25 protein-coding genes are annotated in these 26,998 nt (G+C 65.6%); 10 read left to right on the top strand and 15 right to left on the bottom strand.

What is annotated here, in order from left to right; all coding sequences use genetic code 11:
* The first annotated feature begins 28 nt into the window (after positions 1 to 28).
* The 3 genes from ACTJK6_RS11745 to speD are packed head-to-tail and all read left to right on the top strand — an operon-like array spanning position 29 to position 2,081.
* On the top strand, positions 29 to 1,477 hold the full coding sequence (locus ACTJK6_RS11745) for a DUF4178 domain-containing protein (protein WP_440839101.1): 1,449 nt from the start codon (positions 29 to 31) through the stop codon (positions 1,475 to 1,477).
* Complete coding sequence (locus ACTJK6_RS11740; RefSeq protein ID WP_039375299.1) at positions 1,474 to 1,659, top strand: hypothetical protein; 186 nt, start codon at positions 1,474 to 1,476, stop codon at positions 1,657 to 1,659. Before ACTJK6_RS11745 ends, ACTJK6_RS11740 begins: the two co-directional genes overlap by 4 nt.
* Positions 1,656 to 2,081, top strand: a complete 426-nt coding sequence (speD, locus tag ACTJK6_RS11735; RefSeq protein ID WP_316879328.1) for an adenosylmethionine decarboxylase — start codon at positions 1,656 to 1,658, stop codon at positions 2,079 to 2,081. The genes ACTJK6_RS11740 and speD overlap by 4 nt, the downstream gene beginning before the upstream one ends.
* 1 nt (position 2,082) lies before the next feature.
* Here the strand turns inward: speD and ACTJK6_RS11730 are convergent, their stop codons facing one another.
* Both ACTJK6_RS11730 and fumC read right to left on the bottom strand, forming a co-directional pair.
* Positions 2,083 to 3,129 carry a sensor domain-containing diguanylate cyclase gene (locus tag ACTJK6_RS11730; RefSeq protein ID WP_322018474.1) on the bottom strand — a complete coding sequence of 349 codons (1,047 nt, stop codon included), beginning with the start codon at positions 3,127 to 3,129 and terminating at the stop codon, positions 2,083 to 2,085.
* A gap of 95 nt (positions 3,130 to 3,224) precedes the next feature.
* Positions 3,225 to 4,610, bottom strand: a complete 1,386-nt coding sequence (fumC, locus tag ACTJK6_RS11725; RefSeq protein WP_232039862.1) for a class II fumarate hydratase — start codon at positions 4,608 to 4,610, stop codon at positions 3,225 to 3,227.
* A 135-nt stretch (positions 4,611 to 4,745) separates the two neighbouring features.
* Here fumC and mdtD point away from each other — a divergent pair, with 135 nt between their 5' ends.
* Positions 4,746 to 6,221: a multidrug transporter subunit MdtD gene (mdtD, locus tag ACTJK6_RS11720; protein WP_440839100.1), complete on the top strand. Its 1,476-nt coding sequence runs from the start codon at positions 4,746 to 4,748 to the stop codon at positions 6,219 to 6,221.
* A 25-nt stretch (positions 6,222 to 6,246) separates the two neighbouring features.
* Here the strand turns inward: mdtD and ACTJK6_RS11715 are convergent, their stop codons facing one another.
* From ACTJK6_RS11715 to ACTJK6_RS11665, 11 genes are all read right to left on the bottom strand, one after another.
* Positions 6,247 to 8,397 (bottom strand): ATP-dependent helicase, encoded by a 2,151-nt coding sequence (locus ACTJK6_RS11715; RefSeq protein ID WP_440839099.1) that lies wholly within the window; start codon positions 8,395 to 8,397, stop codon positions 6,247 to 6,249.
* A gap of 88 nt (positions 8,398 to 8,485) precedes the next feature.
* Entirely contained in the window at positions 8,486 to 8,803 is a 318-nt protein-coding gene (locus ACTJK6_RS11710) for a hypothetical protein (protein ID WP_316870737.1), read from the bottom strand.
* Positions 8,804 to 8,943: 140 nt separating this feature from the next.
* Positions 8,944 to 9,276, bottom strand: coding sequence for a YnfA family protein (locus ACTJK6_RS11705; RefSeq protein ID WP_316870738.1), 333 nt, complete (start codon positions 9,274 to 9,276; stop codon positions 8,944 to 8,946).
* Positions 9,277 to 9,293: 17 nt separating this feature from the next.
* On the bottom strand, positions 9,294 to 10,271 hold the full coding sequence (locus ACTJK6_RS11700) for a carbohydrate kinase family protein (protein WP_440839098.1): 978 nt from the start codon (positions 10,269 to 10,271) through the stop codon (positions 9,294 to 9,296).
* On the bottom strand, positions 10,268 to 11,767 hold the full coding sequence (xylB, locus tag ACTJK6_RS11695; RefSeq protein ID WP_440839097.1) for a xylulokinase: 1,500 nt from the start codon (positions 11,765 to 11,767) through the stop codon (positions 10,268 to 10,270). The genes ACTJK6_RS11700 and xylB overlap by 4 nt, the downstream gene beginning before the upstream one ends.
* A gap of 66 nt (positions 11,768 to 11,833) precedes the next feature.
* Complete coding sequence (gene dalD / locus ACTJK6_RS11690; RefSeq protein WP_440839096.1) at positions 11,834 to 13,249, bottom strand: D-arabinitol 4-dehydrogenase; 1,416 nt, start codon at positions 13,247 to 13,249, stop codon at positions 11,834 to 11,836.
* Between the two features lie 28 nt (positions 13,250 to 13,277).
* Complete coding sequence (locus tag ACTJK6_RS11685; RefSeq protein WP_440839095.1) at positions 13,278 to 14,378, bottom strand: ABC transporter ATP-binding protein; 1,101 nt, start codon at positions 14,376 to 14,378, stop codon at positions 13,278 to 13,280.
* Between the two features lie 34 nt (positions 14,379 to 14,412).
* Positions 14,413 to 15,129 carry an HAD family hydrolase gene (locus ACTJK6_RS11680; RefSeq protein WP_440839094.1) on the bottom strand — a complete coding sequence of 239 codons (717 nt, stop codon included), beginning with the start codon at positions 15,127 to 15,129 and terminating at the stop codon, positions 14,413 to 14,415.
* Positions 15,126 to 15,947 (bottom strand): carbohydrate ABC transporter permease, encoded by an 822-nt coding sequence (locus ACTJK6_RS11675; protein ID WP_440839093.1) that lies wholly within the window; start codon positions 15,945 to 15,947, stop codon positions 15,126 to 15,128. The genes ACTJK6_RS11680 and ACTJK6_RS11675 overlap by 4 nt, the downstream gene beginning before the upstream one ends.
* A complete protein-coding gene (locus ACTJK6_RS11670; protein WP_252694766.1) occupies positions 15,944 to 16,852 on the bottom strand; it encodes a carbohydrate ABC transporter permease in 909 nt (302 codons plus the stop codon). Before ACTJK6_RS11670 ends, ACTJK6_RS11675 begins: the two co-directional genes overlap by 4 nt.
* A 61-nt stretch (positions 16,853 to 16,913) precedes the next feature.
* The gene (locus tag ACTJK6_RS11665) at positions 16,914 to 18,239 is read right to left on the bottom strand and encodes an ABC transporter substrate-binding protein (RefSeq protein ID WP_373407719.1); all 1,326 of its coding nucleotides are present in this window, start codon (positions 18,237 to 18,239) and stop codon (positions 16,914 to 16,916) included.
* 216 nt (positions 18,240 to 18,455) lie between these two features.
* On the opposite strand from ACTJK6_RS11665, the gene ACTJK6_RS11660 reads away from it, so the two are divergent.
* Entirely contained in the window at positions 18,456 to 19,409 is a 954-nt protein-coding gene (locus ACTJK6_RS11660) for a sugar-binding transcriptional regulator (protein ID WP_440839092.1), read from the top strand.
* A 21-nt stretch (positions 19,410 to 19,430) separates the two neighbouring features.
* Positions 19,431 to 19,739, top strand: a complete 309-nt coding sequence (locus ACTJK6_RS11655; protein ID WP_440839091.1) for a DUF1272 domain-containing protein — start codon at positions 19,431 to 19,433, stop codon at positions 19,737 to 19,739.
* A gap of 4 nt (positions 19,740 to 19,743) precedes the next feature.
* On the opposite strand, the gene ACTJK6_RS11650 is transcribed toward ACTJK6_RS11655, so the two are convergent.
* Positions 19,744 to 20,766: a TraB/GumN family protein gene (locus tag ACTJK6_RS11650; RefSeq protein ID WP_440839090.1), complete on the bottom strand. Its 1,023-nt coding sequence runs from the start codon at positions 20,764 to 20,766 to the stop codon at positions 19,744 to 19,746.
* An 85-nt stretch (positions 20,767 to 20,851) separates the two neighbouring features.
* A complete protein-coding gene (locus ACTJK6_RS11645) occupies positions 20,852 to 22,033 on the bottom strand; it encodes a hypothetical protein (protein ID WP_440839089.1) in 1,182 nt (393 codons plus the stop codon).
* 188 nt (positions 22,034 to 22,221) lie between these two features.
* Here ACTJK6_RS11645 and ACTJK6_RS11640 point away from each other — a divergent pair, with 188 nt between their 5' ends.
* The 4 genes from ACTJK6_RS11640 (at position 22,222) to ACTJK6_RS11625 (ending at position 26,791) form a co-directional block, all read left to right on the top strand.
* Entirely contained in the window at positions 22,222 to 22,623 is a 402-nt protein-coding gene (locus ACTJK6_RS11640) for a DUF2946 domain-containing protein (RefSeq protein WP_232039846.1), read from the top strand.
* An 81-nt stretch (positions 22,624 to 22,704) separates the two neighbouring features.
* Positions 22,705 to 25,023: a TonB-dependent receptor gene (locus ACTJK6_RS11635; RefSeq protein ID WP_440839088.1), complete on the top strand. Its 2,319-nt coding sequence runs from the start codon at positions 22,705 to 22,707 to the stop codon at positions 25,021 to 25,023.
* Entirely contained in the window at positions 25,023 to 26,276 is a 1,254-nt protein-coding gene (locus ACTJK6_RS11630) for a sialidase family protein (RefSeq protein WP_440839321.1), read from the top strand. Before ACTJK6_RS11635 ends, ACTJK6_RS11630 begins: the two co-directional genes overlap by 1 nt.
* Positions 26,273 to 26,791 (top strand): hypothetical protein, encoded by a 519-nt coding sequence (locus ACTJK6_RS11625; RefSeq protein ID WP_440839087.1) that lies wholly within the window; start codon positions 26,273 to 26,275, stop codon positions 26,789 to 26,791. Before ACTJK6_RS11630 ends, ACTJK6_RS11625 begins: the two co-directional genes overlap by 4 nt.
* Positions 26,792 to 26,998: the final 207 nt, after the last annotated feature.

Below are 26,998 nucleotides of genomic sequence, written 5' to 3'. Positions count from 1 at the left end.
ATTTTTCGCGCAATCGAACGACCTGACCATGTTTCATGCCAACTGCCCGGCGTGTGGCGCGCCGGTGGAACTGAAGTCTGCCGCTGCCGTGATGGCGGTGTGCAGCTTCTGCAAAAGCACGCTGCTGCGCGACGGCGAAACGCTTTCCGACATCGGCAAGATGTCTGCCGTGCTGGAGGACTACGCACGCGTGCAGATCGGCACCACCGGGCGCTACAAGAGCAAGGCGTTCACAGTTGTTGGCCGTATCCAGTTGCGCTACGACGCGGGCTTCTGGAACGAGTGGTACGTGTTGTTTGACGACGGCACCGATGGCTGGCTCGCAGAAGCGTCCGGGCAGGTCACGATGACGTTCGCGCGCGGCACGCCCGCCAATGCGGTCGCGTTCGAGGCGCTGCGCCCGGGGCAGCTGTACGACGCAGATGGCAAGCAGTTCGTGTTGTCCGACGTGCGCGAGGCCGATTGCACAGGCGGTCAGGGCGAGTTGCCGTTCCGCGTGGGCGAAGGCTGGCACGCGCGCGTGGCCGATGGCCGCCGCGAAGACGCCTTCATCACGCTGGATTACTCCGACGGCACGGCCCCCACGCTCTACGTGGGCGAGGCCACCACGCTCGACGTGCTCAAGTGCCAGCTTCTGCGCACCGACGCCGAAATCAAGGAAACCGCCGGCCGCGTCCCGCGCAAGCTCACGAATCTCGACTGCCCGCAGTGCGGCACGTCGATTCCATTCAGCCCCGGTGTGACGGGCCACGTGCTGTGCCCCGGCTGTGGCGCGGCCATCGATGCCGCCACGCCGCGCAGCGACATCATTGCGCGTGCGCGGTCGGTGCCGCAGGTCGTCACCACACTGGAGCTGGGCGACAAGGCGCTTATCGACGGCCTGCAGTGGCAGGTGATCGGCGTGATGCGCCGCGCGGTGGTCGATGGCGGTGGCGAATGGTTCGAATACCTGCTGTACACGCCCAAGCGTGGTTTCAGCTGGATGGTCGAAACTGACGACGGCTGGTTCCGCGCGAGTGTGCTCGACCGCTGGCCCACCCAGAAGGACGGCCGCACCGCGGTGCTCGACGGCAAGGCCTACGCCCGCGACGAGGACTACACCTCACGCGTGACGTACGCTGCCGGGGCCTTCAACTGGCGCGTTAAAACGGGTGACCAGACGCGCGTTATCGAATACACGGCCGGCGAGGAAAGCCTGGCTGCAGAGAGCGACGCGCATGAGCTGACGTGGTCCAAGAGCACGCCGGTGAGCGCCGCGCAGATCAAGGCGTGGTTCGGCAAGGTCGTGGCCGAGCCGACCAAGTCTTCGTCGTCGAGCTACATGACGGTGGCGGTGGTCGCCTGCGTGCTGCTCGGTTTGCTGAACCTCGTACCGTTCTTCATGGCGCCGGGCTCGGTGTTTGGTATCACGTTCTTTGCGGCGCTTCTGTTGCTGGTGCCCGCGTGGCTGGTTGCCAAGATCGGGGGCGGTGAATGAAGAACTGGTTCGTTCTCTACGCCGTGGCCGTGGTGATTGGCGCGACCTATATGGACTGGAAGGCCGGCTTTGCCGCGCCGCGCACGCCGTCGTACGGCAGCAGCACGGGTGGCTCGTCTTACTGGGGTGGCTCATCGGGCGGCAGCGGTTATGGCGGCGGCTTCAGCGGGGGCCACAAGTGACGCGCACTGACGCAGCGCTGCCTGTGGATGAAGCATCCGCCGCCGTGGGCGAGCATCTCCTGCTCGATCTGTACGGCGTGGCGCCTGCGCTGCTGCGCGATGCGGTTGCATTGGAAAGCGCGCTCCGTGATGCTGCTGGCGCGCTGGGCGCCACCATCCTGCATGCGTATCTGCATCGATTCGATTCGGTGCGCACAGGGCTGCCCGCGGGCGAGCAGGGCGGCGTGACCGGCGTGTTGCTGCTTGCTGAATCGCACCTTTCCATTCATACCTGGCCAGAACACGGCTTTGCCGCCATCGACGCGTTCATGTGCGGCACTGGCACGACGCATGCCGCGCGCGCGGTGTTCGAACGTGCGTTGGCGCCCGAACGTGTTGACGTGCGCGTCGCCCGCCGCGGCGGTGTGCCAGCGCCAGACTGACCTACACCGGCTGGCCGTCGAATATCACGCGATTGCGCCCCAGCCGTTTGGCAGCCAGCAGCGCGGCATCGGCGCGCATGATGAGGTCGGTGGGCGTGCACAGGTTCTGCCCTGGCTCACAACTCGCCAAGCCCAGGCTGATCGTGCACCGGATGTCGGCCTCGGGCGTGCAAATCTCCAAGGACTCCACCGCGCTGCGTAAGCGCTCCGCAATGCTGGTGGCCTGGGGGACGTTCGTGTCGGGCAGCACCACCAGAAATTCCTCGCCGCCGTAGCGGCCTACCGCATCGATGGGGCGCGAATTCACACGCAGCGTGCGAGCGATCTCAACCAATACCGTATCGCCCACGGGGTGGCCGTAGGTGTCGTTCACGCGCTTGAAGTGGTCGACGTCAACCACCAGCAGCGAAAGCGGGCGTCCATGCAGCATCGCGTGGCCGCATTCGCGCGTGAGCAGTTCCATCGCAGCGCGCCGGTTCCAGATGCTCAGCATCGGGTCGGTCAGGCTCTCATGGCGCGCCACCTGCAGCTCGGTCAGGATGGACCGCTGCGTTTCGCTCAGTTCGCGTTCGCGAAATCCCGATTCCACCCAACTCGCCAGGTCGTTGAGCAGTTCTTGCTCGGCCTGGTCGAACGCCCGTGGCTTCTGATCGATCACGCAGAGCGTGCCCACGGCGTAGCCCGCGAGGTTCCTCACGGGGCGCCCAGCGTAGAAGCGGATGTGCGGCGCGCCGGTGACGAGCGGGTTATCGGCAAAGCGGGGGTCGGCCATGGTGTCGGGAATGACCAGCATCTGGTCTTCGGCCACGGCATGTCCGCAGAACGAGATGTCCCGCGAGGTCTCACGCACGTTCAGCCCGATGCACGATTTGAACCATTGGCGCTGGGCGTCGATGAGCGACACGAGCACGATGGGGGCTTCGAACACGCGCTTGGTGGTGCGGGTCACGCGATCGAACAGTTCCTCGTCTGGCGTGGACAGCAATAGCATGTCCTGGAGGGAGGCCAGACGTTGTGCTTCGTTATCCGGAATCGGGGCGGGTTTCATGCGCAAGAGGCGCCGGTCTGGCCGGCGCGCTTGAAACGGGCAATGGAAGAGGGATAGACCAAGCTTAGCAAGCCGCGGGCCTGCGACACATCACTTTAGCGGCCGACCATGTTCTCCGGCCGCACCCACGCATCAAATTGCTCGGGCGTGACATAGCCCAGCGCCAGTGCGGCTTCGCGCAGGCTCGTGCCTTCCTTGTGGGCCTTCTTGGCGATCTGCGCCGACTTGTCGTAGCCGATATGCGGGTTGAGCGCCGTCACCAGCATCAGAGAGCGCTGCACCAACTCGTCGATACGGTCGCGGTTCGGTTCGATCCCCACGGCGCAATGGTCGTTGAAGCTGCGCATGCCGTCGGCCAGCAGGCGCACGCTGTGCAGGAAGTTGTAGGCGATCATCGGGCGGAATACGTTCAGCTCGAAGTTGCCCGACGCGCCACCCACGTTCACAGCGACATCGTTGCCGAAGACCTGTGCGCACAGCATCGTCACGGCTTCGCTTTGCGTGGGGTTGACCTTGCCGGGCATGATGGACGAGCCCGGCTCGTTTTCGGGGATGGAGATTTCGCCCAGGCCGCTACGCGGGCCGCTGGCCAGCCAGCGGATGTCGTTGGCGATCTTGGTGAGGCTGGCCGCCAGCGTTTTCAGCGCGCCGTGCGCATGCACGAGGCCATCGGCAGATGCCATGGTCTCGAACTTGTTCGGCGAGGTGATGAAGGGCAGGCCGGTCAGTTGCGCCAGTTCTGCGGCCACCTGCTCGGCGTAGCCGGCCGGGGCGTTCAGGCCTGTGCCGACGGCCGTGCCGCCCAGTGCCAGTTCGCACAGGTGCGGCAGGGCGGCGTTCAGGTGCGTCTCGTTGTGCTGCAACTGCGCGACGTAGCCGGAGAACTCCTGGCCCAGCGTGAGCGGCGTTGCGTCCTGCAGATGCGTGCGGCCGATCTTGATGATGTCGCTGAAGTCCGCGGCTTTCTTGGCGAGCGTTTCGCGCAGCGTGCGCAGCGAGGGCAGCAAGTGTTGGGTGATGGCCGTCACGGCCGCCACGTGCATCGCCGTGGGGAACACGTCGTTGGACGACTGGCTGCGGTTCACGTCATCGTTCGGATGCACGAGGCGCGCTTCGCCACGCTCGCCGCCAAGCAGTTCGCTGGCGCGGTTGGCAAGCACCTCGTTCATGTTCATGTTGGTCTGCGTGCCAGAGCCTGTCTGCCAGACCACCAGCGGAAATTCATTCGGATGCTTGCCCGCGATGACTTCGTCGGCGGCACCCACGATGGCGTTGGCCTTGTCCGCGGACAACAGCCCAAGACGCTGGTTGACGATGGCGCTGGCACGTTTGATGCGGGCGAGTGCGTCGATCAACTCGCGGGGCATGCGGTCGCCGGCAATGTCGAAGTTCTGCAGCGAGCGTTGTGTTTGTGCACCCCACAGGTGGTCGGCAGGGACTTCAATGGGGCCAAAGGTGTCGCGTTCAGTACGGGTGGTCATGGCAGAAGGGCGGGCACGAGGTGACTGGGAAGAACGCTCCAGTATAGGCAGAGCCCAGTGCCCTTGTTGGCGGTAGGGCGGATACGTCAGCCTGGCCGGGTACAGCGTTTGCGGGCTGGGGCGAGGCACGCCACAATGACGGCTGCGTCGCACACCCTGCCTGTTCTGACCCTCCGCCACATGCCCACCACGCCCTCCGCCTCCGTCGACAAATCGCTGAAACCGCTGCTCTGGCTGGTGGCGATGGGTCTGTTCATGCAGACGCTGGATTCGACCATCGTCAACACCGCACTGCCGGCCATGGCGCGCAGCCTGTCTGAAAGCCCGCTGAAGATGCAGTCGGTCATCATCGCCTACACGTTGACGACCGCCATGCTGATGCCGGCCTCAGGCTGGTTGGCCGATCGCTTCGGCACGCGAAAGATGTTCTTCGCTGCCATCTTCCTGTTCACCATTGGTTCGTTGCTCTGCGCGGAATCCCGCAGTCTGGACATGTTGATTGCCTCGCGCGTGGTGCAAGGTGTGGGAGGCGCGCTGCTGATGCCCGTGGGGCGGCTGACGGTGCTGCGCGTGGTTCCGCGCGAGCAGTTTCTGCCCGCCATGAGCTTCGTCACCATTCCGGGGCTGATCGGCCCGCTGATCGGCCCGACCTTGGGCGGCTGGCTGGTGGAGGCGGTGTCATGGCACTGGATCTTCCTGATCAACATTCCCGTGGGCGTGGTTGGCGCGCTGGTCACGCTCAAGGTGATGCCCGACGTGCACGCAGAAGACGACAACCGCTTCGACTGGTCCGGCTATCTGATGCTGGCCTTCGGCATGGCGGCGGTGTCGTTCTCGCTCGATGGGCTGTCGGAACTGGGCTTTCAGCACGCGACGGTGCTGGTGCTGCTGGTCTTCGGTCTGGCGGCGCTCACAGCGTACTGGCTGCACGCGGGGCGCGTGCCCGGGCCGCTGTTTCCGCGCACGCTGTTCGGCATTCCGAGCTTTTCCATTGGTGTGCTTGGCAACCTGTTTGCGCGCATCGGCAGCGGCGGGATGCCGTTCCTCATTCCGCTGCTGCTGCAGGTGAGCCTGGGCTACACGCCGCTGCAGGCAGGGCTGATGATGGTGCCGGTGGCCGCTGCAGGCATGGCCGCCAAGCCGTTGGGCACCTGGGCCATCAAGCACTACGGCTATCGGCGCATGCTCTCTGTCAACACGGTCATGGTCGGCCTGATGATGGCTAGCTTTGCCGTGATGACGCCCAACGTGCCGGTGTGGCTGCGGATCGTGCAATTGGGGGTTTTCGGCACCTTCAACTCGATGCAGTTCACGGCCATGAACACGCTCACGCTCAAAGACCTGAGCGGCCCGCTGGCCAGCGCGGGCAACAGCATGCTCTCGATGGTGATGATGTTGTCGATGAGTCTGGGCGTGGCCGCAGCGGGCGCGTTGCTGACGGGCTTTACCGACTTCACCGCCGGGCCGGAGGGGCGCGACACGCTGGCTGCATTCCACAAGACGTTTGTCTGCGTGGGTGTCATGACGTGTGCGGCCGCGTGGATCTTCGCGCAGCTCTCGCGCTTTGAGTCAACGCACGTCGTCAAGCGGCCCGAGATGGAAGTGCATTGACGGCGTGCTTCGGCTGCCGCACTGACTACTTTTTCCAGTAGCCGCGCATCTTCTGGCTCAGGTCTACCTTGGCTGCGGCACGTGCTTCGGCTGCGGGGTCCGCACCGGGCTCGGGTGTCGGCCATGCGCATGCTTCGAACAGCGGTAGCAGCGCAGGCGGAATGAACCGCGTGCGCGACGCGTAGATGTGCCGATCGCCGTTGGGTGTTTGCTGCGTGACGTAGAAGCGCTGGGGCACCAGGATGTCGAGGTGCTCGCGCGCCCGGGTCATCGCCACGTAGAGCAGCCGGCGTTCTTCTTCCAGTTCTTCATGCGAACCGGCGCCCAGATCGGCCGGCATGCAGCCGTCTACGGCGTTCAGCACATACACCGCCTTCCACTCCTGGCCTTTCGACGAATGAATGGTCGAGAGGATCAGGTAGTCCTCATCGCGGTACGGGTCGCCCGATTCATCGCTGGTCAGCTCGGGCGGGTCGAGCGTCATCTCGGTCAGGAAGCGCTCGCGCGTAGCGTACGTGGCCGCCATGCGGGCAAGCTGGTCCAGATCGCCCTGGCGCACGGCCGCATCGTCGTGCAGGCGCTCCATGTGAGGTGAGTACCAGGCGCCGACGGCTTCGAGTTCACCGGCCCATTCCAGGCTGTCTTTGGGCGTGCGCAAGGTATGCATGAGTGCCATCAGCGCAGACCAGTCGCCGACCAGGCGTGCCGGGGGCTCGTACGCGAGCAGCGCGGCAACCGGGTCCACCGCTTCCGCCATGGCGTCGAGCACGCGTGCTGCCGTGGCAGGGCCAGCGCCGGGCAGCAGCTGAATCACGCGAAACCCGGCGATGCGGTTGCGCGGGTTTTCGGCCCAGCGCAGCACCGAGAGCACATCCTTCACATGGGCAGCCTCCAGAAACTTGAGGCCGCCGTATTTCACGAACGGGATGTTGCGGCGCGTGAGTTCAATCTCCAGCGGCGCGCTGTGACTTGCGGTGCGAAACAGCACCGCCTGCGATTTCAGCGTCAGCCCGCCTTCCCGGTGATGCAGCACCTGCTCGGCCACGCAGCGCGCCTGCTCGGCTTCATCGCGCACCGAAATCAAACGCGGACGATGCGTCGATGCGCGGTCCGTCCACAACGTCTTGGCAAAACGCTCCGTGGCAAAGCGCATCACGCCGTTGGAAGCATCCAGAATCGGCTGCGTCGAACGGTAATTGCGCTCCAGCAGCACCGTGTGCGCCGGCCGCGAAAAGTGGCGCGGGAAATCGAGGATATTGCGCACCGTTGCCGCGCGAAATGCGTAGATCGACTGCGCGTCGTCGCCCACCACGGTCACGCCGCGGCCGTCCGGGCGCATTGCGCGCAGGATGGACGACTGCAGCCGGTTCGTGTCCTGGTATTCGTCGACGAGGATGTGGTCGAAGCGCGCGCCAATTTCGGCGGCCAGTTCCGCGTCGGACACCATCGCGTGCCAGTAGAGCAGCAGGTCGTCGTAGTCGAGCACGTGCTGCGCCTGCTTGGCTTCGACATACGCATCGAACAGCGTGCGCAATTGCGTCTCCCACATCGCGCACCACGGAAAGTGGTGCTTGAGCACGGCGTTCAGCGGGCTCTCGGCGTTGATGGCGCGCGAGTAGATGGCGATGCACGTCTGCTTGAGCGGGAAGCGGCGCTCCTTGGTCGACAGGTTCAGCTCATGGCGCACGACGTTGAGCAAATCGGCGGAATCGCTGCGGTCGTGGATGGTGAAATCGGGCGCGAGGCCGACGCGCTCGGCGTATTCACGCAGCAGGCGCGCGCCGATGCCGTGAAAGGTGCCGGCCCAGGGCAGCGTCGTTTTGTACGACGTGCCCGCGGAATTGAGCGCGTTGTTCGATCGCTCGCCCTGCATCGCCCGCGCGAGCAGGTGGCCGGCACGGTTGGACAGTTCGCTCGCCGCCCGGCGGGAAAACGTCAGCAGCAGGATGCGTTGCGGATCGGCGCCGTTGGCCACCAGGTGCGCCACGCGCCAGCCCAGGGTGTGCGTTTTGCCGGACCCAGCACCGGCCAACACGAGCAGCGGGCCGGTTTCCGCTGCGTCCGCCCCGGAAATACCGAACTCGACCGCCTGGCGCTGCTGGTCGTTCAGTTGGGCCAGGTAACCGGGGCTGGCCGGGGCATTGGCGGTGTCTGGGGTAGGGGAGGCGGCAAGCACGGCAGGGCGTCACAAAAAATAACTGTATGAATATACAGCACTGTGATACCTGCTTCCGGAAAGTGAGGGCGGTGAATGGGAGGGCCGATCAGATCCCGTCCCGCAGCGTCTTCGCAAAGTCTTGCGTTGAGGCACGCCGGTTGAAGGCCTCCACCAGATCCGCCACGAACCAGGGCAGCACGAGCTGCGTGCCCGGATCGCTCAGGCCGACGCGGAGCCCGTCCATAGATGCCGATTCGGCAGGTTGGGCCGGCTGGATCGGCTGAGGAGGCTGGCTGTGCGCGAGCATCCCTTGCAGGTCCTGATCGGTGAACGTGAAGGTTGACGTGGTGAGGGCCGAGGCGGTCATTGCTGCCGACATCAGGGTGGCGGCCACGATAAGGCGTTTGAGGGTATTGGCAGGCATCGTGGCCTCCAGAACAGAACGGTTGGACGAGTAAGCGACCGGCGCAGCGCGATGGCCGCAGCCATGATCCCCCCTCCGATCCTGGCGGTGGCTTAGGGTTCCGTTTCGCTCAGGAAATCCTAAATATCTGCGCAATTCGCTCAGTTGGCCTGCGGTTGCAGGGCGATCACCGCCATGCCCGTCAGCGCAATGGCCGCACCGCCGATGTCCCAGCGGGTGAGCGCGACGCCGTCGACCAGGCGCAGCCACACCAGCGCCACGGCGATATACATGCCGCCGTATGCGGCATAGGTGCGGCCGGCTGCGGTCGGGTGCAGCGTCAGCAACCACGCAAACAGCGCCAGTGAGGCGGCCGCGGGCAGCAAGAGCCAGACCGGCTTGCCCTGCCGCAGCACGAGCCACGGCAGATAGCAACCGACGATTTCCGCCACGGCGGTGACGGCAAACAGCACGGCAATGCGAAGCAGTTCCAAAGCGGGCCCCGGAGCAATCAAGACGCAGACGGCGCAGATTGTGGCATGTGGGGCCGCGCTGCGGCGTGCGCCTGCAGCAGTGCATCGATTTCGGCTTGCGTGCCCGCATACGCGCCTGCGCGCGTGGCGGTGAGGGCCGCTGCCGCTGCGGCTTGGCGCAAATGCGCCTGCACGGGCGCATCGGGCCACTGCAGCAGGCTCACCAGCCAGCTGCCCATGGCGGCATCGCCGCAGCCGACGGTGTCCGCCACCGGCACGGCAAAGGCCGGTTGCGAGATGCGGGCATCGTCTTGCCCGCCGTGCGCGGCGGCCAGCCATTCCATGCCCTCTGCACCGAGCGTGAGCAGGATGTCGGCTTGCGGCGCGAGGGTGCGCAGCGTTGTGAGCGGATCGGCATCCCCGGGGAACAGGCGGTGCAAGTCTTCATCCGACACCTTGATGACCGATGCGATGGCGGCCATGCGCAGCAGCAGCGGCGCGTAGTGCGGTGCGTCCATGGCCGTGCGCCAGTTCGGGTCGAAGGTGATGCGGGTGCCTTGCGCGGCCAGCGTCTCGGCCAGCGCCACGAGGCGGCTGCCCAGCGGCTCGCGCGCGAGGCTGATGCAGCCGAAGTGGGCGATCTCCACGGCGGTTTGCCAGCCGGCGGGCAGGGCTTGCGCATCGAAATGCAGATCGGCGCTATCGTCGCCCACGAAGAAATAGTGCGGCGGCTGGGTCGACGTGACCATCGCCAGCAACGGCGAGCGATCCACGCGCTGCAGATAGCGCAGATCGAGCCCGGCGGCCTGGGAATCGGCGAAGAGCGCGTCGCCGAACACGTCGTTGCTGATGGCGCCCGCGTAACCCGTGGGCACACCCAGACGCGCCGCCACGCGCGCCACGTTCCAGCATGCGCCGCCTGGCCGGGCGAGCCATTGGCCGTTGCCTTGATGCAGGAAATCGGTCAGCGCTTCGCCAAAGACGACGAGGCGGGGCAAGGGCAGGGCGTCGGTCATGCAGGCAAGGGGAGATCGGAGGTTTGGGCAGAAGGCGCGACTGGCAGCGGCGAGGCGCGCCGATACAGCGCACGGAATGTCGACAGCCGTTCGGCAAGGCGCGCGTGGCGTGCGGCGTCGGGCCGATATGTGGCTTGCACGGGTGGCTTGGCGCAGACGGCCGTTTCGATGCCCCCGTCGGCCATCCAGCCCAGGCGCGCGGCACCGAGCGCACCGCCTGCTTCGCTGCCGACGTGCGTCGTCAGTTCGGTGTTGAGCGTGTCGGCCAGCAACTGCGCCCAGAACGGACTGCGCGAGCCGCCGCCCACAAACGAGAGCGAGGCCACCTGCGTGCCGGCTGCGCGCAAGGCGTCCAGGCCATCTGCCATGCCGAAGGCGACGCCTTCGAGCACGGCGTAACCAAGCGCGGCGCGGTCGCTGGCATGCGTGAGGTTGTGGAAATGCCCTTGCGCAAACGCATCGTTGTGCGGCGTACGCTCGCCGCTGAGGTAGGGGAGGAAGAACGGCGCTGACTGGCGTTCGGATTCGGCCAGCGCGGCAATTTCGGGCAGCAGCGTGGCTTCGGGCACGCTCGTCAGCCGGCAGAACCAGCGCAGGCAGCTTGCGGCAGACAGCATCACGCTCATCTGGTGCCAGCGTCCCGGCAGCGCATGGCAGAACGCGTGCACAGCTTGGGCCGGATTCGGGCGGAAGCGGTCATTGACGACAAAGATCACGCCTGATGTGCCGAGTGACAAAAAGCCATCGCCCGGCTGGGTCGCGCCCATGCCCACAGCGCTGGCCGCGCCGTCGCCACCGCCGCCGGCAACCACGACGCCACGTGCCAGGCCCCATGCCTCGGCCACCTCGGGCAGCAGCATGCCACTGGGCGCGCTGCCTTCCACCAGGCGCGGCATCTGGCTGCGTGACAAGCCCGTCGCGGCGAGCAGTTCGTCAGACCACGTGCGCCGCGCAACATCCAGCCACAGGGTGCCGCCCGCATCCGATGGATCGGATGCCCGCTCGCCCGTCAGGCGCAGGCGCAGGTAGTCCTTGGGCAGCAGCACGCAATCGATGGCGCTGAACACATCAGGTTCATGGTGTGCGCTCCACAGCAGCTTCGGCGCGGTGAAACCCGGCATCGCCAGATTGCCGGCAACAGCGTGCAGGTCTGGCACGCGGCGGGTGAGTTCCAGGCATTCGGCGGTGCTGCGCGTGTCGTTCCACAGCATGGCGGGGCGCAACACGCGGTTGCGCGCGTCGAGAAGCACCGCGCCGTGCATCTGGCCCGACAGGCCGATGGCGCGTGTGGCGGCAAAGGCTTCTGGCGCCGCATCACGCAGTTTGCCGATGGCGGCACAGGTGGCCTGCCACCAGTCTTCCGGCGTTTGCTCGGCCCAGCCCGGATGCAGTCGCGATACGGTGAGCGGCTCGCCCGCCGTGCCGACGATGGTGCCCGCCGCGTTCAGCAACAGCACTTTGACTTCCGAGGTTCCGAGATCGATGCCGAGGTACATGAGGCCGCCGGGTCCGGTTGCTTGAACCGTGGATTGTCGCGCGAATCCGCCGATGTGTTTGTTGGACTAGCCGGCAGTGGCGGTTTGCTCGACTGCCAGCCACGCCCGCACACGCTCGATGGCGTCGCGAACAAGGCCGGTGAGTGCTTCCGTGCCCGCGAGGCTGCCCCACAGCGCGGTGTTCCGGCAGTACACGGCAACCGGGTCATCGGCCTCAAGCATGGCGTGCGCGGCAACCGGATCGAACTGGCCATCCTGGTAGGCATACGGCAGCGTGCCCGCGTGCCAGCGCTCCAGGAAGACGAAGAACAGCGCCGGCAGCATCGCCGTGGCAAGGGGCACATGCCCGCGCGCAAAGCATTCCGCCAGCGTGGGTGTGATGAACCCGGGAATTTTAGAAAAGCCGTCTGCCGCCACGCGCTGGTTGGTGTCAAGAATGTGCGGATTAGCGAAACGGTCGAGCACCGTGTCGCGGTAGGCGGCCAGGTCGATGGGGCTGGGCTGATGGGCCGTGAGGCACGGGATGACGTCGTCGGTCACGTAGTCGCTCGCCATGCGGTGGATGGACGGCACGGCCACGCTTTCATCGATGGTGTGCAGCCCCAGCAGCGTGCCGGCCCAGGCGATGCAGCTATGGCTGGCGTTGAGCACGCGGATCTTCGCTTCCTCGTAGGGCAGCACCGAGGCGACGAACTCCACGCCCACGCGTTCGAGCGCGGGCCGTCCGGCACGGAAGTCGTCTTCCACCACCCATTGCGCAAAGGTCTCGGCCATCACGGGGCAGCGGTCTGGCCAGCCGGTTTGTGCGGCCACGCGTTGGCGCAAGGCGTCGGTGGGGCGTGGTGTGATGCGGTCGACCATCGTGTTGGGCGTGCTGGCGTGTGCGTCGAGCCAAGCGATGAGGTCGCTGTCGCCGGGCTCGCCCCGCAGCGTGAGGAACTGGCGCAGGCCGTCTCGGAAACGCTCGCCATTGTGGCGCAGGTTGTCGCAATTGAGCAGCGTGAGCGGAGCGCCGCCACGCTGCAAACGCAGGGGCAGCAGACGGGCCAGTGCACCGTAGAGCGTGCCGGCACTGCCGCGCAGGTCAGCAGCAATGTCCGGCTGCGTCGCGTCGAGCTGGTGCTGCTGGTCGAGGTAGTAGCCGCCTTCCGTCACGGTAAAGGAGATCACGCGCGTATCAGGCGCTGCGCCGATCTCGCACAGTGCCGCCAGTTCGGCATCCCAAGGCACGACCGCATCGACCGATTGGATGCGCGTGTACTGGCGATGGCCGGCGGTGTCGACCGTCTCCAGCGTGTAAGCGCCGTGCTGGGCGGCAAGGTCATGCAGCAGCGTGCCGGCATCGTCGCGGATATTGGCAAGCGCCAGGCGCCACGATGTGTCGCCGGTCTCGCGAAGGCGATGCAGATACCACGCCTGGTGCGCGCGGTGGAAAGAGCCGGCACCCAGGTGCAGCCAGGTGGAGGAGGTGGGAGAAGGCATGATCGTGTGCAACGTTGGGGTATGAGGCTCAGGCGGCCAGTTGCGCTTGCAGGCGCGGCAGCGCGCAGCCTTCGGCGTCGAACAGATGGCAGTGCGTGGCATCGGCAGCCAACGTGATGGCGCTGCCGTGCGCGAGCTTGGTAGATTCCGGCACGCGCAGCACAAGGCCATCCGGTGCGGCTTCGCAATCGGCATGCAGATAGGCCACGTCGCCCAGGGACTCGATATGCGTGACAGCACCCCGTAGCGCGCCGGCCGCGTCCAGATGCAGATGCTCCGGGCGGATGCCGAGCGTGACGGCATCCCCCGCACGCACTTCACCCGGCGATACGGCCACGCGCTGTTGGCCGCCCGCGAGTGCCACGGTCACGCCCGACGCATCGGCATGCTCGACGACGCCACGCAGAAAGTTCATCTTGGGCGAGCCGATGAAGCCGGCCACAAACTGACTGGCCGGGTGGTGATACAGCGTGTGCGGCGAGCCCACCTGCTCGACGCGTCCGTCACGCAGCACGACGATCTTGTCGGCCAGCGTCATGGCTTCCACCTGATCGTGCGTGACGTAGATCATGGTGGTCTTCAATGCGTCGTGCAGGCGGGCAAACTCGAGGCGCATCTTCACGCGCAGCGCGGCATCGAGGTTGGAGAGCGGCTCGTCAAACAGGAAGACCTTCGGCTCGCGGGTGATGGCGCGGCCGATGGCCACGCGCTGGCGCTGGCCGCCGGAGAGCTGGCGCGGTTTGCGATCGAGCAGCGCATCAATGTGCAAGACTTCGGCGGCGCGGCGTACGGCGGCGTCGATGGCCTCGCGCTTCATGCCCGAGAGCTTCAGACCGAAGGCCATGTTGTCGTACACGCTCATGTGCGGATACAGCGCGTACGACTGGAACACCATCGCAATGCCGCGCTTGGCGGGCACCACGTCGTTCACGCGCGTGTCGCCGATCAACAGGTCGCCGCCATCGATGCCCTCCAAGCCTGCAATCGTGCGCAGCAATGTCGACTTGCCGCAGCCCGAAGGGCCGACGAAGACGACGAATTCGCCATCGGCAATGTCGAGGTTGATGTCGTGCAGGACGGTGTTCTGCTCGTAACGCTTCTGCAGATTGCGCAGGGTCAGGCTGGCCATGGCGAGGTCTCCTTGGGCGTGTTCTGTGTGCGGATCAGGCGGGCGTGGCGAGCGTCGACGTCAGCGCATCGGCCAGTGCCCGCATGTCGGTAAAAACGTGGCGTGCGCCGGCAGCCAGCAGGCGCTGTGTGGCGACTGCCGGCATATGCGCCACGCCGGCAAAGCCAAATACGGTCAGGCCGGCGGCTCGGGCGGCACGCACGCCGGTGTCGCTGTCTTCAATCACCAAGCATTGCGCGGGGCTGGCGCCCAGGCCCGCGCAGGCGGCGAGATACACATCCGGTGCCGGCTTGGGCCGCGGTGTTTCGTAGGCGCTATAAATGTGCGGGCCAAACACGTCGAGCAGGCCTGCTCTGCGCAGGCTTACTTCAATGCGCGGGCGGCTGCTGTTGCTGGCGACCGCCTTGGGCTGCGGCAACGTGGCGAGCACGTTGGCAATGCCGGGCACGGGCTGCGATTGCGTGGCGCAGTCGTGTTCGACGTCGGCCAGCACGCTGGCCAGTTGTGTGTCGGACAGATGAAAGCCGATGCTGCTCTGCAACTCGCTCAGGAGCGCCATCGTGTTCATGCCCAGGCGCGGTTCGAGCATCTCTTCCAGCGCGGCGGATGATAGATGCGGCACGTGCGGACCGAGCGTGCGGATCAGCGCGCGCAGCGCCACCGACTCGCTGTCGATCAGCACGCCGTCGCAATCGCAGATGAGGTAGGCGGGGGCGCGCTCGTTGGCATATTCGTTGGCATGTGGCGTCATTTCACGGCCCCGAACGTCAGGCCGCGCACCAGTTGCCGTTGTGCCAGCCAACCCAACACGAGGATCGGCGCAATCGCCAGGACCGACGCCGCCGACAACTTCGCCCAGAACAGCCCCTCCGGGTTGGAGTACGACGCAATGAAGACGGTGAGCGGCGCCGCATCGATGCTGGTCAGGTTCAGGCTCCAGAAGGCTTCGTTCCACGACAGGATCAGCAGGAGCAGCGCGGTGGAGGCCAGGCCCGGCAGCATCGTCGGCAGCAACACGTAGACGAGTTCCTGCCAAAGGTTGGCGCCGTCCATGCGCGCGGCCTCCAGAATCTCGCGCGGCACGTCGTTGCAGTAGGTAAAGACCATCCACACGGCAATCGGCAGGTTGGCGAGCGTGTAGACGATGACGAGCGCCGTGATGGAGTCCAGCAGCCCCGCCGTCTTGGCGAGCAGGTACACCGGTAGCAGCACGCCCACGGCGGGCATCATCTTGGTCGACAGCATCCACAGCAGCACCTGCTGCGTGCGCTTGTTCGGGAAGAACGCCATCGCATAGCCCGCCGGGATGGCAATCGCCAGCGCCAGCAGCGTAGAGATGATCGACACCGCCAGCGAGTTGCCGAGAAAGCTCGGGTAATGCGCGCGCTCCAGCACCTCGCGGAAGCTGTCGAGCGTGGGCGTGAACAAGAGCGTGGGCGTATAGGCGTCCTGCTCGGTCTTGAAGGCGGTCAGCGTTGCCCAGGCGATGGGGAAGAACAGCGCCAGGGCAATCGCCCACGCCAGCACTCCGGCCAGCCGCGTGCGCCAGGTTGCGGTGAGGGTGCTCATTGCTCGTGCACTCCCTTCAGGTTGCGAGCCAGCATGCGAACGAGGAAGAACGCCACCACGTTTGCCAGCACCACCGCCACGATGCCGCCGGCCGACGCAATGCCGATATCGAACTGCTGTAGGCCGAGGCTGTAGACGAAGTAGGCGAGGTTGGTCGTGGCTGTGCCGGGGCCGCCGGCGGTGGTGGTGTGTATCTCCGCAAAGATCGAGAGCAGGAAGATGGTTTCGATCATCACCACCACGGCAATCGCGCGCTTCAGGTGCGGCAGCACGATGTGCCAGAAGATGCGCACGGGGCTCGCGCCGTCGAGCTGCGCGGCTTCCTTCTGCTCGGGGTCGAGCGATTGCAGCGCCGTCAGCAGGATCAGGAAGGCAAACGGCGTCCACTGCCACGCCACGATGATGATCACGGAGAGCATCGGCTGCGTCGCGAGCCAATCCACCGGCTCGGCACCGAACAGGCGCGCCACCCAGGCTGCCAGGCCGTACACGGGGTGCAGCATCATGTTTTTCCAGATGAGCGCCGCCACCGTCGGCATGACAAAGAACGGGCTGATGACCAGAATGCGCGCCACACCGCGCCCCGCAAACGGCTGGTCGAACAGCACGGCCAGCAGCGTGCCCGCCACGACGCTGATCAGCAGCACCGAGCCGATCAGCACCAGCGTGTTGCCGATGGCCGGCCAGAAGGCGGGGTCTTCGACCAGGAAGCGGTAGTTGTCGAGCCCCGCCAGGCCGGTCTGATCCGGGTTGAGCAGGTTGTAGCGGCTGACGGAGAAATACAGCGTCATCGCCAGCGGCACCGTCATCCACAACAGCAGCACCAGCACCGATGGCGACACCAGCAGCGTGGGCAGCCAGCGCCGCGCGCGCTGTGGCTGGGCCGGTGACGGCGTACCACCCATGCCGTTCACCCGCGACTCCAATACATGTTCCATGACACCTCCTGGCGCAGCAGCGGCTGCATCACTTCAGATAGCCGCCTTGGCGCATTGCCCGCTGTGCCTGCGATTGCGAAACACGGAGCGCGTCGTCCACAGTCGTCTTGCCTGTGAGCGCGCCGGCAATCGCCTGGCCAACCACCGTGCCCAGCGACTGGAACTCCGGAATCGTCACGAACTGCACGCCGGTGTACGGCACCTTCTGCGCAGACGGATCGTTCGGGTTGGCAGTCTCGATGGCGTGGCGCACGAAGCTCGAGAACGGCGCAGCCTTCTGGTAGGCCGGGTCGTCATACGTCGATGCGCGCGTGCCCGGCGGCACCTCGCCCCAGCCCTGCGCCTTGGCCACGGCGCGGATGTACTCCTTCGATGTCGCCCACGCCGCAAATGTCTTGGCAGCCTCCGGCGATTTCGACGACTTCGGCACCGCGAGCGCCCAGATCCACAGCCAGTGCGAGCCCTTCGGTGTGCTGGCGATGGGCGCATTCGCAAAGCCCACCTTGTCGGCCACCTTGGAATCCTTCGCGCTGCTGACCATGCCGGCCGCGACCGTGGCGTCGATCCACATGCCGCACTTGCCGCCCGAGAACAGCACCAGGTTTTCGTTGAAGCCGTTGCTGCTTGCCCCCGGCGGGCCGTATTTCTTCAGCAGGTCGACATACGTGTTGACCGCCTGTTTCCATTGCGGCGTGTCGATGGTCGGCTGCCATTTCTCGTCGAACCAGCGGCCGCCGAACGTATTGACCATGGTGGATACCAGCGCCATGTTTTCGCCCCAGCCTGCCCGGCCGCGCAGGCAGATGCCGTACACCCCCTTGGCCGGGTCGTGCAGCTTGGCGGCGAACTTGGCGATGTCGTCATACGTCGGCTGCTCGGGCATCTTCAGGCCCGCCGCGTTGAACAGATCGCGCCGGTAGTACGTCATCGAGCTTTCGGCATAGAACGGCACGGCGAACAGCTTGCCGCCCTGCGAGAGGCCATCGCGCACCGTCGGCAGCAGGTCGGCCGCGTCATAGCTGGCGGGCATGTCCAGCGGTGTGAGCCAGCCTTTCTTGGCCCACAGCGGGGCTTCATAGCCGCCGATGGTCATCAGGTCGAACTGGCCGCTGCCGGTGGCGATGTCGGTGGTCACGCGCTGGCGCAGCACGCCTTCTTCCAGCGTGACCCAGCGCAGTTTGATATCGGGGTGCGCCTGCTCGAACTGGCTCGACAGTTTCTGCAGCACGATCATGTCGGGGTTGTTGATCGTGGCGATCGTGAGCGTCGTGGGCGCGGCATGCGCGGAAATGGCGGTGAAAGCCGGGAGGGCAGCGAGGGCGGTCAGCTTGAGTAGCCGGGATGGGCGGGCCATCCCGCGCAGCAGCGTGCGGAACATGCAGTCGTCTCCTTTCTTGGAATGTGGCGATGCGGGCGCACCGCCTGGACTTGCTTCGGGGTTTGAGCAATTGTCCGTGTTGTGAGCAAATAATCGGATGCGATGTTGCGCTTGTCAAGCAAATGCTCGTTGAAAGAGCAAAAGCACGCTACGATGCATCCCATATCGCCGAGGTTCTAGAGGAGGCGCTGCGTGTCCAAGCAGCAGGAAAAACGAGACCAGGCTGCGCGTGCAGCGTGGCTTTACTACGTGGGCAACCACACGCAACACGACATCGCCGAGCAGCTGGGCGTGTCGCGCCAGATCGCCCAGCGGCTGATCGCCTATGCGGTGGAGCACGGGCTGGTGAAGGTGCGTGTGACGCATCCGGTGTCAGCGTGTCTGGAGTTGGCGGAGAGCCTGCGCAGCCGTTTCCGGCTGGAGACCTGCCATGTGGTGCCGGCCAGTGCCGACGATGCAGACGCTGCCCAACGCATGATTGCCGTGGCCGCCGCGGAAGTCATGGAGCGCCACCTGCTGGCCGATGCGCCGCGCGTGGTGAACGTCGGCTCGGGCCGCACGCTGCGCGCCGCGATCGACCAACTGCCGGACCTTGACCGGCCGCAGCACCGCATTGTCTCGATGGTCGGGGCGATTGCAGCGGACGGCTCGTCCAACCGCTACGACGTTGCACTCGCCGCCGCGGAGAAAACCCGCAGCCGCTACTACCTGCTGCCCGCGCCGCTCGTTGCCGACAGCGCCGAAGACACGCGGCAGTGGTGCCAGCACCGGCTCTACGGCGTGGTGGCCGATCTGGCAGCGCAGGCGGATGTCACGTTCATTGGGGTCGGCACGATCGGGCCCGGTTGCGCATTGCAGGTCGATGGCTTCATCAGCGCGAAGGATGCGGATGATCTGCTCGCCCATGGCGCGGCCGGCGAGTTGATCGGCAGGCCGATCGATGCCCAGGGCCGTTTGCTGGAGGTGCCGCTGCAGACCCGCATCACGAGCTTGCCGCTCAGGCCGATGCCCTCTCGCCCCGTTATCGCCATTGCTGGCGGTATGGCCAAGGCGGGCGCGATCGGGGCGGCCTTGCGAGGCGGCTGGCTGACCGGCCTTGTGACCGACGAAGCCTGCGCGCAGCAGATCCTGGCTGCATTGGACTGAACCCACCACACCGACGACGCAATGCTCGAACTCCGCCCGACCTGCGAACACTGCAACACGGCGCTGCCGCCCGATGCGACCCCTGCGCGCATCTGTTCATTCGAATGCACGTTCTGCGCGACGTGTGCAGACGGCGTGTTCGGCAATGTCTGTCCGAACTGCGGGGGCGGATTTACGGCACGGCCGATCCGCCCGTCGAAGGATTGGAAGAACGGCAACTTCCTGGGCAAGCACCCGGCCAGCACGACGGTCAAGCATCGTCGCGCAGACTTGGCCGCGCATGCCGAATTGGCGGCGGCTGTCGGCGCCACGCCGCCGGAAAAGCGCTGATGGTCTAACGCGGTGCAGGCGCCGGTAACACCGGCGTGACCTTGTAGCCGCGCGCCGCCAGCAGCGCCGGAATCCCCTTGGGCCCGATCATGTGCAACGCGCCCACGGCGCCAAACACGCGCTGGCCGCTGTTATGCACGCGCGCAATGTTTTCGGCCATGGCGCGGTTGCGGTTCGTCACCAGACGCTGGAAGGCGCGTTTGTCCGACGCCGTTTTCAGGCAATCGCACCACTGGGGGTAGCGCTCCAGCGTACTGATGTCGCTGTCGGCCCAGGCATTGGCGAGCGTGAGCGTCTGCGTGCGCGCCTCGCCCGATTCAATCGCGTCGAGCACGGTATCGAATTGCTGAGCGACCTCGTTCTTCGGCACGATCTCGTTGAGCACGCGCACCTGCTGCGCCAGCGTTTCGAGCGGCACGATGGGCAAATGCACGCTCTTGGCGTAAGTCGTCAGAAACAGGTCGATACCGAAATCCGGATAGAGCCCGTCCGTGCGCACTCCCAGCACCGCCAGCGAGGCCAGTTGCATGGTCGGCTGAAACTTGCGGATCTGTGTGAGCGCCGTGTCGGGCAGGCACGCCGCGGAGAGCAGCTTGTTGAAGCGTTCACCGCGCCGGCCCGCCATGAGGCGGCGATCTTCGGCGGTGTTGTGTGCGACGAGCGGTTTGCGGTCGGTGCCCTTGTCGAGCAGGTCGAGTTCGAGCGCGATGCTGTCCACCTGCTGAAGCGCGCTGCGCACGGCGGGGCCGGGCAGCATCCAGTCGGCCCGCGCAACGTGGATCGTCCCGTAGAGCCACGAGGTGTGACCGTTCTTTTCGATACGCCAGAGCAGGCCGTGGTCGGTCGCGCGTTGCGCGGCGGCGGCCCAACCGTCCTTGGGGATGAAGCTGGAGGCCGGGGGCGGACAGTGCGTGGCCGGGGCCTGTGCCTGTGCTGGCGTTGCATCTTGCGCGATAGCGGCGCCGACGCCCGTCAGCAGAAAAAACGCGGCCGCCAGCGCGCGCCACGTGGTGCGATTGCGTGCCATTTGGCTGCTCCCCGAAATATTGTTGTGGTCGTCTGTGCAGTTTAGCGGGCGCGGGCCATTGCGTCCCGCGTGACGATCAGCGGCGCTACTTGCTCAACCGCGGCGGCACGGCATGCGCGCCCCGCGTCTCACGAAACCACAGCGCCAGGCTTTCATCTTCCAGCGCGTAGGCGCCGCGTGACTCCTTCCAGATCAGGTTCTTGTCGCGCAGCGCGTCCAGCGCGGCTTGCACCGTGGCGGTGGAAAACTCGCTGTGGCCGAGCTTGGCCGCATACGCCTTCATCGAGTCTTCCGAAAACGGCGAGTAGCTTTGCCCGCGCTCGATCAGCACCGCGAGCACGGCGCGCTGGATTTCGGTCAGCGCGCTGTAATCGCTCTCGATCTCGCCCCAGATGCGGTCGCGAAACCCCTGCGCGCCGCGCTTGAGCAGCTCGCCCAGGCTGGCGGCTTCGCCCAGCTCCAGGGCGATCTCGCTGACGATGCCTTTGAGCATCTCCGGCCGGTGGCCGACCAACTGGAAGGCGGCAAACATGTCGTCTTCCTTGAACTGATTGTTCGGCGCCAGGTGCTGGTTGACCCACGCCGTGTACGCCGACACATACGGCCGGCCCAGCAGCGGGAAGTTGGTCACGCGCGAGCCGAAGAACGGCTGTGTGCGATTGAGCAGCAGGTTGGCAAGCTTGTCGCGGTTCGACCCCGTAAAGACGAGGAAGAGGCGCGGTTCTTCCACCCCCTGGTTCATCTGGTCCCGCGCGGCCTTGAGCGCGAACATGGCGTTGGTGCCGGCCTCGGTGGACAGCGCGTGCTGCGCCTCGTCGATGATCAGCACGACGGGCCGCTGCACTGCTTTGTAAAGCACATCCAGCGCATCGGCCAGGGTGATGCCCGGCGGCAGCCCGATCTTGCCGAGGTTGAACGTGAAGGTGCGTAACACGTCGACCTTCTCCATGCCGGCCTGCTTGGCGAGCTTGGCGATCGGCCCGTCGAACTGGGCCAGCTTCGATTTGATGGCGTCGGCGATCAGCAATCCGGGGTCGCGGGCGCGGTCGGCCCATAAGTCCACGTAGATGGCGATCCACTTGCGGCGCTCGACCTCCGGGACCAAGTCTTCGCGCAGGAACGTGCTTTTGCCGGTGCGCCGGGGCGCCGCCAGGAACAGGCCGGAGCGCGCATCGGCCAAGCCCTTGCCTTCCAGGCTGTCGCACAGCGTGTTGGCAAGGTCCTGGCGGTGGAAGTTGAAGCGGCTGGTATCAGTGTCGGAATCCATGGAAAGCCCTGTTTTAGACCTGATTATGAGAGTCGGTATAAATTATAGTTGATCCAATAATTAAGGCTAATTCCAATCCAAGCGCCCGTCGATTTCCGCCGATTTTGCCTATGCGCGGCACTGTGCCGCAGGCAATTCGGGGAACCGTGTGCAGCGCTATACTCGCCACATTCTGACGTTGTCCATCCATGCTCCATCGCCGCTGGCTCTTCCTCGTCTGGCTTGCGATCGTACTGAACGTACTGTCGCCGGTGCTCGCTTCCGCACGAGCGGCAGCCACGGGCACGCTGGCCGTCGAGTTGTGCAGCGCAACGGCACCGCATGGCAGCACCGTGCAGGTCGCCATCGACGTGCAAGGCGATGGCTCCGCCGACGATTCGGCCGCCCACCACAGCGTGGCGCACTGTCTGTATTGCCCGGGGTTTGCTGCCGGGCTGGCGCTGGCCTCGTTGCCGGCGCTCGATGTTCCTTCCGCCCATTTCGTCTATCGCGTGCGGCAGCCGGCCACCCCGGCGCCCGTCTACGCGCGCAGTGCGCTGCGCGTGGCCGAGTCGCGCGCGCCTCCTGTGTCTGCGTCGTTGTCGATCTGACGCGCCTGCGGACGTAGCTCCGTGGCGCCTTTGCGTTCGGCCCTGCCTGGGCCGACGCCATCGCAATCCGGAGACCTTCCGATGTCATTCCACAAGCGCGCCGGGGCCGCCGCCCCCAAGCGCACGCTGGTGTGCCGTGCTGCGCTCGCGCTGGGCGCAGCGGTACCGCTGTCTGCTTTTGCCGCCGAGGACGCGGCATCTGCGCCCGTGCCTGTCATGCAGGAGCTCGCGCCCACCGTGGTGCGGGCCAACGCCAACCCCGCGCCGTTCGCTCGCAATACGCCTGCGGTCGTGCAGAGCGTCACAGCCGATCAACTGGCCGACCGCAACGTCGTCACCTCCGAAGACGCCGTCAAATACCAGCCCAACGTGATGGTGCGCCGCCGCTTCATTGGCGATCGCAACTCCATCTTCGCCGGCCGCGATTTCAACGAGATTCAAAGCGCACGGGGCCTGCTGTATGCCGACGGCATCCTGCTCTCGAACCTGCTGGGCTCCAGTTACAGCTACCCGCCGCGCTGGTCGATGGTCGGTCCGGATGACCTGGCGCGCGTCGATATCTTGTATGGGCCGTTCTCGGCGCTGCTGCCAGGTAACTCGATGGGCACGACCATCGCGATGACGTTGCGCCGGCCCGAAAAATTCGAGGCCGCCGCGCAGACGCAGGTGATGAGCCAGCACTACAACGATGCATATGGCTTCTCGCGCAACGTCACCGGCAACCACGAGAGCGCCTCGCTGGGCGACCGCATCGGCAAGTTCTGGTATGCGCTGTCGGTCGACCGGCTGGAGAACGACAGCCAGCCGATGCAATACGCCACGCCCAACTCGAGGTTCACTGCGGGCGGCACGCCCGTGCCGGTCACGGGTGCGCGGCAGGATCTTGGCCCCAACGGCCAGCCCCGCATGATTCTCGGGCCGCAGATGCTCGAGCGCACGCAGCAGCTGCAAGAGACCCTGCGATTCGGCTACGTGTTCAGCGACAGCCTGGAAGCATCGCTCACGCTGGGCCATTGGGAAAACCATTTCAACGATCAGGCGCTCAGCTTCCTGCGCGATGCCGCGGGCAACGTCGTCACGGGCGGCAATGTGCTGATCAACGGCACGCCGTACACAATTGCTCCGAACACCTTCGCCCCACAAAACGGCGACCAGGAAAACTGGCTCTACGGCCTGGGCGTGAAGGGCAAGATCGGTGGCTGGAAGATCGACACCAACGCATCGGCCTACAACGTTTCGCGCGACATTCTGCGCGCGTCGAACACAGCGGCCGGCAATGGACCCGGCACGGTGTTCTACGGCGACGGCACGGGCTGGTCCAACTTCGACATCAAGGCGACGTCGCCCACGGTGTCCGGTCATACCTTCGCGACCGGTTACCACTACGACCAATACCACCTGCGTAACCAGACCTTCAACGCGACCAACTGGTCAACGGAAACGCTGTCCACGCTCAAATCCAGCTACCAGGGCGACACGCAAACGCAGGCCGTCTTCCTGCAGGACGCGTGGGCGTTTGCGCCGCGCTGGCTCGCCACGCTGGGCCTGCGCTATGAAAGCTGGCGCGCCTACAACGGCCAACTGGGCAACGGCACGAGCACGTTGGGCTACGCCAGCCGTACCGAAGACGCTTTTTCGCCCAAGGCAGCTATTCAATGGCAGGCGACGCAAGACACGCTGCTGCGCTTGTCGTACGGCCGTGCGGTGCGCTTTCCGACGGTGGCGGAGCTGTTCCAGGGCACGATCAGCGGCAACACGATCGTCAACAACGACCCGAATCTCAAGCCTGAACGCGCCAATGATTTCGACTTCACCGTCGAGCAGGCTGTGGCCTACGGCGTGCTGCGTACCAGCCTGTTCCAGAGCGACGTGCGCGACAGCATCTACACGCAGACCAACATCACCGTCACGCCCAACGTGACGAACGTGCAGAACGTGGACCGCGTGCGCACGCGCGGCATCGAACTGGCGTATTCAGGGCAGGATGTTCTGCAGGAAGCGGGCGTGCGCGGGGTCGACGTTGAAGCCAACGTCGCCTTCACGCAATCAAAGACGCTGGCCGACGCCGCGAACCCGACCTACGTCGACAAGACCTGGCCGCGCATGCCGCGCGTGCGCGCCAATCTCTTTGCGAGCTGGCATGCCACGCCTGACTGGACAGTCGGCGCGGGCGTGCGGTACTCCGGCCGCCAATACGGCACGCTCGACAACACCGATGTGCTGCCGAACGTCTACGGTGGCACCAGCAGCTTCTTCACCGTGGATCTCAAGGCCAGCTACCGCATCGACAAGCACGTCACGCTGGCGCTGGGCGTCGACAACCTGACCGACCGGCGGTATTTCGTGTATCACCCGTATCCGTCGCGCACCTTCTATGGACAACTGAAATGGCGTCTGTAATGCAGTCGATTCCTCGATTCCTGGCCGGTGCGCTGCTGGCTTTTGCGGCAACGCTGGCGCTCGCGCACGAAGGTCATGATCACGGCGCCATGGCAGGCAAGGCTGCCGCCAAACCGCAGCTCGCCACGTCGGCGGCGTTCGACAAGGCAGGGCGCTTGTGGGTGACGTGGGCGGAAGGGCCGCATGTGGTGGTCGCCTCGTCCAACGATCTCGGCAAGACGCTGTCCACGCCGCAGCGCGTGAACCCGCAACCCGAGCCGATCTATACCGACGGCGAGAACCGTCCGAAAATCATCGTCAGCCCGGACGGTGCGCTCTATGTGAGTTGGTCGCGCCCGCTCGATGCGCCGTACACGGGTTTCGTGCGTTTTTCGCGCTCGCTTGACGGCGGCAAGACGTGGAGCGCGCCGATCACCGTCCACCACGACCGCCAGCCGATTACGCACCGCTTCGATTCGATTGCGGTCGATGGCGCCGGCCGCATCTTCGTCACGTGGATCGACAAGCGTGACCTGCTGCGCGCGCAGGCAGCCAAACAGCCGTACGACGGCGCGGCAGTGTATTACACCGTGTCGACCGACCGTGGCGCCACCTTCGCGCCCGAGCGCAAGATCATCGACCAGACCTGCGAATGCTGCCGCATTGCGCTGGCGCCCGATGCCGACGGCCACATGCTCGCGCTGTGGCGCAACGTGTTTGCCGGGCAGATTCGTGACCACGCATTGGCGACATTACCGATCGATAACACGCCGCTTGCCGTCACGCGGGCAACGTTCTCGGAGTGGCGCGTCGATGCGTGTCCGCACCATGGTCCCGCGTTGGCCGTGACGGCCGATGGCGTGCGGCACACGGCGTGGTTTTCCGTACTGCACGACAAGCCGGGGCTGTTCTACAGCCGGCTTTCGGCCGACGGCAAACCGATCGGCGAGGGTTGGGGTTTTGCCGGTTCGCCACGAGCCGGCGCGCAGGCATCGCACCCCGCATTGCTCCCCGCGGACGGCGCGCTGTGGCTGGTCTGGAAGCAGTTTGCCGACGACCGCATGCAGATCCTGCTGCGCAAATCCACAGATGGCGGCGCGCACTGGACAGCGCCGGCCAGCGCGGCAAACACCGATGGCGGAAGCGATCACCCGCAACTGCTGGCGCGCGATGGCCATGTCTACCTGTCGTGGCGCACGCAGGCCGAGGGCTATCGGCTGATCGATATCGGCAATGTCACTCCGTCCAATCCATCGTTGGAGGCATCAGAATGAAGATTCGATGGAAATCGTTTGCGGTGGGCGTGGCATTATCCGCCGCCGCTTTCACCACCACCTCCGCCGCCCAAGCCGCAGGTGCGTTGCAGTTCCAACCGTTGCATGCCCGCGATGTGCCGGCACTGCTGCAGACGCCGCATGCGCGCCCGCTCATCGTCGAAATCTGGTCATTGGAGTGCGGCTACTGCCGCGAGAACATCGCCCGGATCGCGCAATGGCGGCGCACCGCCAAGCAAGATGTGGATGTGGTGATGGTGTCGATGGACGGTCCCGACCAGGCCGAGATGCTGAACCGTGCGCTGGCACCGCTGGCCCGCGACGGAAAGATCGGCATTGCACGTGTGCCGCAATACGCCAATGCCGAAGACATGCCGGAGCGCCTGCGCGCCGCGCTTGATCCCGGCTGGCAGGGCGAGATGCCGCGCACGATCATCCTGCGTCCTGACGGCAAGCGCCACGCATCGAGCGGGTTGCTGACACCACAGGCGCTGGACACGGCGCTCAGGGATTAATCAGAAATGACACGGACCCCCCTCGTTGTTGGGGTATGGCGGGGGGCGCGCACTTTTTATAATGGCCTCGCTTTGTGAATTCCGGCGCATTGCTCGTTCACAAAGCACACCCGACCATCTTTCGTCGTCAAAGGCTGAAGATGTTAAGCCCGCCCGCCCCCCGGCCCGCGGGCTTTTTCTTTGCCCGCTCGATACTGGATTGGTATT

It is taken from the genome of Ralstonia sp. 22086 (genome assembly GCF_052045975.1).
Taxonomy (GTDB): Bacteria; Pseudomonadota; Gammaproteobacteria; order Burkholderiales; family Burkholderiaceae; genus Ralstonia; species Ralstonia wenshanensis.
This window is presented reverse-complemented; position numbering and strand designations above follow the sequence as displayed.

Excerpts from the sequence above, each read along its gene's own strand:
- ACTJK6_RS11745 (WP_440839101.1), top strand. The coding sequence starts at position 29 with ATGTTTCATGCCAACTGCCCGGCGTGTGGCGCGCCGGTGGAACTGAAG.
- ACTJK6_RS11740 (WP_039375299.1), top strand. The coding sequence starts at position 1,474 with ATGAAGAACTGGTTCGTTCTCTACGCCGTGGCCGTGGTGATTGGCGCG.
- ACTJK6_RS11730 (WP_322018474.1), bottom strand. The coding sequence starts at position 3,129 with ATGAAACCCGCCCCGATTCCGGATAACGAAGCACAACGTCTGGCCTCC.
- fumC (WP_232039862.1), bottom strand. The coding sequence starts at position 4,610 with ATGACCACCCGTACTGAACGCGACACCTTTGGCCCCATTGAAGTCCCT.
- mdtD (WP_440839100.1), top strand. The coding sequence starts at position 4,746 with ATGACGGCTGCGTCGCACACCCTGCCTGTTCTGACCCTCCGCCACATG.
- ACTJK6_RS11710 (WP_316870737.1), bottom strand. The coding sequence starts at position 8,803 with ATGCCTGCCAATACCCTCAAACGCCTTATCGTGGCCGCCACCCTGATG.
- ACTJK6_RS11700 (WP_440839098.1), bottom strand. The coding sequence starts at position 10,271 with ATGACCGACGCCCTGCCCTTGCCCCGCCTCGTCGTCTTTGGCGAAGCG.
- xylB (WP_440839097.1), bottom strand. The coding sequence starts at position 11,767 with ATGTACCTCGGCATCGATCTCGGAACCTCGGAAGTCAAAGTGCTGTTG.
- dalD (WP_440839096.1), bottom strand. The coding sequence starts at position 13,249 with ATGCCTTCTCCCACCTCCTCCACCTGGCTGCACCTGGGTGCCGGCTCT.
- ACTJK6_RS11685 (WP_440839095.1), bottom strand. The coding sequence starts at position 14,378 with ATGGCCAGCCTGACCCTGCGCAATCTGCAGAAGCGTTACGAGCAGAAC.
- ACTJK6_RS11680 (WP_440839094.1), bottom strand. The coding sequence starts at position 15,129 with ATGACGCCACATGCCAACGAATATGCCAACGAGCGCGCCCCCGCCTAC.
- ACTJK6_RS11675 (WP_440839093.1), bottom strand. The coding sequence starts at position 15,947 with ATGAGCACCCTCACCGCAACCTGGCGCACGCGGCTGGCCGGAGTGCTG.
- ACTJK6_RS11670 (WP_252694766.1), bottom strand. The coding sequence starts at position 16,852 with ATGGGTGGTACGCCGTCACCGGCCCAGCCACAGCGCGCGCGGCGCTGG.
- ACTJK6_RS11665 (WP_373407719.1), bottom strand. The coding sequence starts at position 18,239 with ATGGCCCGCCCATCCCGGCTACTCAAGCTGACCGCCCTCGCTGCCCTC.
- ACTJK6_RS11655 (WP_440839091.1), top strand. The coding sequence starts at position 19,431 with ATGCTCGAACTCCGCCCGACCTGCGAACACTGCAACACGGCGCTGCCG.
- ACTJK6_RS11650 (WP_440839090.1), bottom strand. The coding sequence starts at position 20,766 with ATGGCACGCAATCGCACCACGTGGCGCGCGCTGGCGGCCGCGTTTTTT.
- ACTJK6_RS11645 (WP_440839089.1), bottom strand. The coding sequence starts at position 22,033 with ATGGATTCCGACACTGATACCAGCCGCTTCAACTTCCACCGCCAGGAC.
- ACTJK6_RS11640 (WP_232039846.1), top strand. The coding sequence starts at position 22,222 with ATGCTCCATCGCCGCTGGCTCTTCCTCGTCTGGCTTGCGATCGTACTG.
- ACTJK6_RS11635 (WP_440839088.1), top strand. The coding sequence starts at position 22,705 with ATGTCATTCCACAAGCGCGCCGGGGCCGCCGCCCCCAAGCGCACGCTG.
- ACTJK6_RS11630 (WP_440839321.1), top strand. The coding sequence starts at position 25,023 with ATGCAGTCGATTCCTCGATTCCTGGCCGGTGCGCTGCTGGCTTTTGCG.
- ACTJK6_RS11625 (WP_440839087.1), top strand. The coding sequence starts at position 26,273 with ATGAAGATTCGATGGAAATCGTTTGCGGTGGGCGTGGCATTATCCGCC.